General features: G+C 40.9%; 7 protein-coding genes. 5 read left to right on the forward strand and 2 right to left on the reverse strand.

The annotated features are described in order from the left end of the window. The first annotated feature begins 602 nt into the window (after window positions 1-602). Together ACYVHX_RS09295 and ACYVHX_RS09300 are read left to right on the forward strand one after the other, a co-directional pair. Window positions 603-1,244, forward strand: coding sequence for a BfmA/BtgA family mobilization protein (locus ACYVHX_RS09295; protein WP_460671349.1), 642 nt, complete (start codon window positions 603-605; stop codon window positions 1,242-1,244). A gap of 9 nt (window positions 1,245-1,253) precedes the next feature. Beyond that, entirely contained in the window at window positions 1,254-2,132 is an 879-nt protein-coding gene (locus ACYVHX_RS09300; RefSeq protein WP_460671350.1) for a DUF5712 family protein, read from the forward strand. A gap of 137 nt (window positions 2,133-2,269) precedes the next feature. On the opposite strand, the gene ACYVHX_RS09305 is transcribed toward ACYVHX_RS09300, so the two are convergent. Further along, on the reverse strand, window positions 2,270-2,569 hold the full coding sequence (locus tag ACYVHX_RS09305) for a hypothetical protein (protein WP_460671351.1): 300 nt from the start codon (window positions 2,567-2,569) through the stop codon (window positions 2,270-2,272). Window positions 2,570-3,112: 543 nt separating this feature from the next. On the opposite strand from ACYVHX_RS09305, the gene ACYVHX_RS09310 reads away from it, so the two are divergent. The 3 genes from ACYVHX_RS09310 to ACYVHX_RS09320 all read left to right on the forward strand — a co-directional run bounded on the left by ACYVHX_RS09310 (window position 3,113) and on the right by ACYVHX_RS09320 (window position 4,590). Continuing rightward, window positions 3,113-3,334 carry a hypothetical protein gene (locus ACYVHX_RS09310; RefSeq protein WP_460671352.1) on the forward strand — a complete coding sequence of 74 codons (222 nt, stop codon included), beginning with the start codon at window positions 3,113-3,115 and terminating at the stop codon, window positions 3,332-3,334. Window positions 3,335-3,448: 114 nt separating this feature from the next. Next, window positions 3,449-3,745, forward strand: coding sequence for a hypothetical protein (locus ACYVHX_RS09315; RefSeq protein ID WP_460671353.1), 297 nt, complete (start codon window positions 3,449-3,451; stop codon window positions 3,743-3,745). Window positions 3,746-4,275: 530 nt separating this feature from the next. Next, window positions 4,276-4,590: a hypothetical protein gene (locus ACYVHX_RS09320; protein ID WP_460671354.1), complete on the forward strand. Its 315-nt coding sequence runs from the start codon at window positions 4,276-4,278 to the stop codon at window positions 4,588-4,590. 92 nt (window positions 4,591-4,682) lie between these two features. Here ACYVHX_RS09320 and ACYVHX_RS09325 read toward each other — a convergent pair whose 3' ends face one another. Next, window positions 4,683-5,615 carry a RepB family plasmid replication initiator protein gene (locus tag ACYVHX_RS09325; protein WP_460671355.1) on the reverse strand — a complete coding sequence of 311 codons (933 nt, stop codon included), beginning with the start codon at window positions 5,613-5,615 and terminating at the stop codon, window positions 4,683-4,685. Window positions 5,616-5,786: the final 171 nt, after the last annotated feature.

Raw genomic sequence — 5,786 nt, forward strand, 5'->3', positions numbered from 1 at the left:
AAAAAAAAAACATTTTTTAGTGATTAAAAGACAACTTATTAACCCTGTTTTAGTGATTAAAAGACAACTTATTAACCCTGTTTTAGTGATTAAAAGACAACTTATTAGCGATTAAAAGACAACTTATTAAAGTTATCCACACCATAAAGTGCTGTAAATCTGACGCTTATAACCCATATTTCGCCCGTACAAGTGTTTAACAAGTGATATTTGAAATACACAAGCACTTGACTCGCACGCGGTCACGTACATGCGCACACGAGAAAAGCCAAGTTAAAGTGGCTTGAAAAAATGGCTTTTAGGGCGCAAAGCGAACTAAAAAAATAGTTGGAAGGGGGAAAGAAAAATCGACTGGAGCGAAAATCAAAGAACCAAAGGGGAAGAAAAAAGGAAAAACAAAGCGCGAAGCGGTCTTCTTTAAGAGCAAGCGGGAATTACGCTACACGTAATTCAACCGCTTGTCCTGCGGAGCTAATCCCTGAATATCAAGCATTTATTATTATTTTACCAATCTGTATAGTATGCATAGAGTATATTTTTAGTAAAAAAAATGCTTTAATTAGCCTAAAAAAGATATTTTTGATATACTAATACGCTTATTTATGGAAACTAAAGCCGCCAAGTCCGTTCGGTTCACTTCAGATACTGATCTGAAATTCAGTAAGTTAAGTGAAAAGCTGAGCCGCAGTAAACAGGAGCTTTTCGGCCAGATGGTGGACTATTTCTACAAGTCCCAGAAAGATCCGGGCGATTTGAACGACGAATTACTGAAGAAAGAACTGGGCCAAGGCATCAACCGCATCATCGCTTTCATCAAAACACAGGAAAAAGAAGCCCTGACCCCGCTGTTGGCTGATCAACGGCAGATTCAACGGACGCTGGAGAATTTTCGGGTTCAATTTGCGGCTTTTTTCAACTTTGATGAACAGGACTATATCCACGGCTTTTATCTGGACAGTCAGGAAAAACGACAAGAAGAAAGCCATCGGCTGCTTACTCAGCAAAAAGAATTGCAGCAGCAACAGCAACAGATGGCAGGAACCCTGCAAAATCTGCTTTCTGAGGCCCGAACGTACCAAAATGAGGGAAAAGCATATCGAGAGGCAAAGAGTGCCTTAAAAGCGAGATTTCGGGCGCTATTGGAAACCTATATCCAACAGCGGGAAGGCTTGAACACGCTGACGCAAGGGCGCGCCGTCAAGGAGTTGCAGGAACACATCCGCAGCCAGGTCGATCAACTGTAACGTCTGCTTATGCCCCACATCAACATCACCACCAGTGCCTCCGGAAGCAACGCCGGCAGTTGTGGGCAACTGGTCACGTATCTTGAAAAAGAGAACGCCTGGGAACTGACCCGCGAACGCGAATGGTGGTTCAACCAGCAGCGTGACGATTTGTCGCCTCACGAAGTGCGGCAGGGCATTGATACGAATACCGCCAAACTCAAACAGCAGGAAGCCAAGTTTTACCTGATCAATATCAGCCCTTCCCAAAAAGAGCTCCAGCACATCAACAATGACCCCCGGCAGTTGAAAGCCTACGCCCGCTCGGTGATGGCCGAGTATGCGACCAACTTTCAGAAGGGGCTGGGTGCCGATGACGTAAAATGGTACGGCAAGGTCGAGTACAACCGGGGCTACAAGTGGACCGATCCGGAAGTGAAGCAAGGACTAACCCAGCGGGGCGATCTTAAAGCAGGCCATCAGATGCACGTGCAGATCATTGTGAGCCGCAAGGACAGCCATAACCAACGGTTATTGAGTCCACTGACCAACCACCGGGGCAAGGGTAAGAGCGAGACCCACGGCCAGAAATTCGGGCAGTTTAACCGGGTGGTTTTCAAGGAGCGCAGCGAAACGGTCTTTGATACCCAGATGGGCTACCATCGGGAATTGACGGAAACGTTTCGGTATCAAAACACGATGAGTAACGGTACCATTCAGGAGCGGGCCGCCATGACGCTGGAACTACGCGACACCGAACGCGCCCGTCAGCAGCAGATGGAAGCGGGTTTACGGCCAATGGAACAGCTGCGGGTACAGGCCGAGCAAGCCCGGCAATCGGAACTGACCCACCAACAGACGATTCCGAAAGAGCAAAAGCGGGATCGAGGTTTGGGAATGAGCATGTGATCAGCCGGTTTGCGAAGTGAAAAGTTGCCCTTTTTTGCCCCTAGGTTTTTAGGACTTTTCCGAGGGGTGTTGCATAATTAACAATTATGTTAATCAATTATTCCAGGATTGGTAGGTCACCGAAAGACCTTAGCAACTTACTCTTCTGAAATTGTTTTGACTACGTCACGGTGGTTTTTAATCCATTGTAAGCCCATTGTACGTGCAAAAGCAGCCCATTCATCTAACGGAATAACGATGATCTGATCATTCTTGTGGAGATGTTGTACTAGTCGATCTCGAAGCTCTGCTTCCGTTTCATTGGTTGCAACTGCCCAATTACTTGTCCAAAAGCGGAAAGTATCTGTCTTCTTCAGTTCGTCAAAAAAAGCGTCGTATTTTTTGGATGGATCGACGCGTTCCATAAACAGGTCAAACGATACGTTGTATATATTCATCGTGTTTGTTGTTTAAAGGTAAAACATTCATTTTCAGCTAATTTAAGAAAATTTCCTAACATCTCCAAATCGCTTTAGTGAAGTAGGACTATTATAGCATTTTCTGACAATGCCCCATTTTTAACCTAAGTTTACAAGGGGTTCTTCTTCCAATGGGACGATTTTACACGTTAGTGAACTAATCTCTTAGTTGATGTCTGTTTTTCAAGCACTTAGAAGCAAGTTATCAATTAGGAATTCCTTTTTGATAGAGTAAACTACCCCTCCTGATTGATTAGAAACGCAGATTTTTCAAACAAATTTTCAATACCCTTTTTGATAACTGTCTGATTAGTAGTATTCAGTAAACTGTAACTATATTTTTCGTTTCTTAGCGTGTAAAATCGCCCCATTGGAAGAAGAACCCCTACAAGTAATATTTTCGGCTTAACAAAAAGATAACATATACATAGCTTTGATGTAATACAAGAAAATTTATATTGTATTCCCAATGTGTCTTTGAAAAAGACTGGCTTTAATTAACACAGTAAAAGCCAACTTTTTATGGACACCAATACATCACCAACTGGCGAAAACCCACGCCGCGACTTTCTTCGGAAGATTCTGACGAATACCCATCAGGTGCTTCATGATATCATTCCTAATTTATCATATACGGCAGGTACGTATACTTTACTGGCGAGCTTTGGGATTGATCACATTCTAGCTGTGTGTGCGGGATTAATAGTGGGGTGGTTCGGAAAGCCACCCAAAAAAGCAGAATAATATCTGTAACGTACTCAGAAATAATTATTCATAGCCAATAACTCAGTTATTTTTGAAATCTATTTGGTAACGTCGCGGGAATTCGTTATATTCAAAAACACCGTAATTAAACCAATGAAAAACCAAATCACAGTTCACGAGTACTTTGTTATTGAAGCAACGAATACAAGTACCAATTTAGGTGGACACCAATTTTCTACACCGTTGCACAAAGGCGATTTTGTTTCTGTACTGAACAAAATTTACGAAGTTACCGCCGTTGTTGTTCCAGCCGTTTCCGAAATTAATAGGCCGGATAAATTACAAAATTCAGAATTTATCGTCCATAACGGAGGCGATTTAATCGTTACCTTAGTCGGTAATCAAAGTGATTTTTATGCAAAGGTAGAAGCCGAGTTCGCAATTATTTAAGCGTCCAAAATTGTGATAGTGTAAACCAAAAAACCCGGTCATTCCGGGTTTTTTGGTTTACGAAGGTTGTTAAAAAAGTTGATGATGTTGATAAAACAACTGATGATTGCAGCTGCCTGAGAGGCAATCATTAAACTCGAAATTACTGATACTATCATTTTAAAATACGTAAGGTGTTTTGGTTTAATTAAACCTTACAGTAATAAATAGCAGTGTCGGAAAGTAAAACGGTAAAAATTATAGGACTTTTAAAAGAATTTTATAGGATTTTTAAAAGAATTTTCTATTGTTCTGATTTACAACAAGTTATCTTTACATAAACAAATGTATTTATCATGTTTCTTCATTGTGTGATTTCTTTGCGAGAAGTGATTTTTCTACTGGAGCCAGTAGTAAGAAAAATGTAAGACAGAAATAGCCTTTTGTAAGACATGATTTTGTGGAAGTAAGACAACCCAGAGAAAATGTCTTACAAGTTGGTAGAAACTATTTTTTTGATAATCTTGTGTCTTACAAATGTAAGACACAAGATGGATGCTCAATTGTCAGGTCAAGACCCGACTTCTAAAAGAAGTAACCCCGTTACATGGTCAATACGTGGAGTTGAGCGAGAAACCCGCACTTTTATTGAGAAGGCTGCTAATCGAGCCGGTAAGACATTAGGGCAATATATTAATGAGGATATCCGCAGTTTTGCACAGAACCAACTGACTCAAACCCAATTACCGGCAGCTCCTATCGATATCCAGAACCAAATTGACCATTTAACTAAAATCGTTGAAGGAATTGCTCAGCGTATACCCGAACGGGGTAAGAAATCAGTTTGGCAGCGTTTATTTGGTTAATGGCTTACTTATAACAATACGACTTTGACTCGTTCAGACAGGTTGGATTAATATGTGTTTGCACCCCACGCACTGTATGGGGAGAATTGGTTTTAATTTTCATCTTTTCTCCCCTTTGTTTCTAAACCAAATACTTTGGCCGTATAGCTCCCTACGTTTTTAACAGTCCCGCTGGCCGCTTTAGTTTGAATGTCATAGAGTTGTCTGTTAATTGTATCTATCGAATGTATGGCCAACACCTGATCGGCTTGATCGATGCGAAGTCGGAATTGCTTTACAAGCCGTTCGTGGAGTGACGATGTTGGGATTGCTTCCTGCTTGGCTTGATAAAACACCTCAAATTCTACTTCGACTACAGGTTTACGGCCTCGTCCTGGTCGATCGCCATAAATGGGCTTGTAAGTGAATGTGACGTCCGTATGCCCATTGATTTCTCTTGAAGATACATCAAGTACCTTCTTTTCAAAATGAGTCCATTTCGCATAGCTATCTTGACCCGTTTTGGGATCAATGATACCAAGCATTGTTTTGAGCTCAGTTAGATTGCGCCGGAAGGTCTTGTCTTTCATGTTTTTGAACATGCATAGTAACTCGTAAATCCGCTTTGCATAAGCAGAATTAAGTGAGATAGCCGCAGCAAGTTGAACCTTGGTAAACTTACTGTGTAAGTGGATATAGAAAGGTCTCACCTCATCAGAAAGCCCTATTTCGATAATACCAGTTCCTTTTTTATAACGCGCAGACGAAATGAAAGTAGCTTGTAAAAGATCTCCATCAGGTAAAGTCGTTTCAAACACACGACCCAACAATTTGCGAGTGGCCTGTTTATAAGCTTCAAGCATCAATCCCTTTGAACCAGTTACTTCTGCCATTTCTTTAACCGATACTTGGTACTTTTTTGTTGGTGCATCATCCTTGTGAACAGAAGCAACAACCATGTACAAGATGTTTTTTTCAGTCTCAGTCATTTCATACCGAGCCACTGTTAAAGCATTATCCTGCCAAATCTCTATGGGTTTAGACATTACATTGGTTTTTAGGCAAATATAAAAGTTATCTTTAAAAGTTTACAGACAACAAAAAAAAAACATTTTTTAGTGATTAAAAGACAACTTATTAACCCTGTTTTAGTGATTAAAAGACAACTTATTAACCCTGTTTTAGTGATTAAAAGACAACTTATTAGCGATTAAAAG

The sequence above is a fragment of the Larkinella ripae genome (assembly GCF_054780775.1).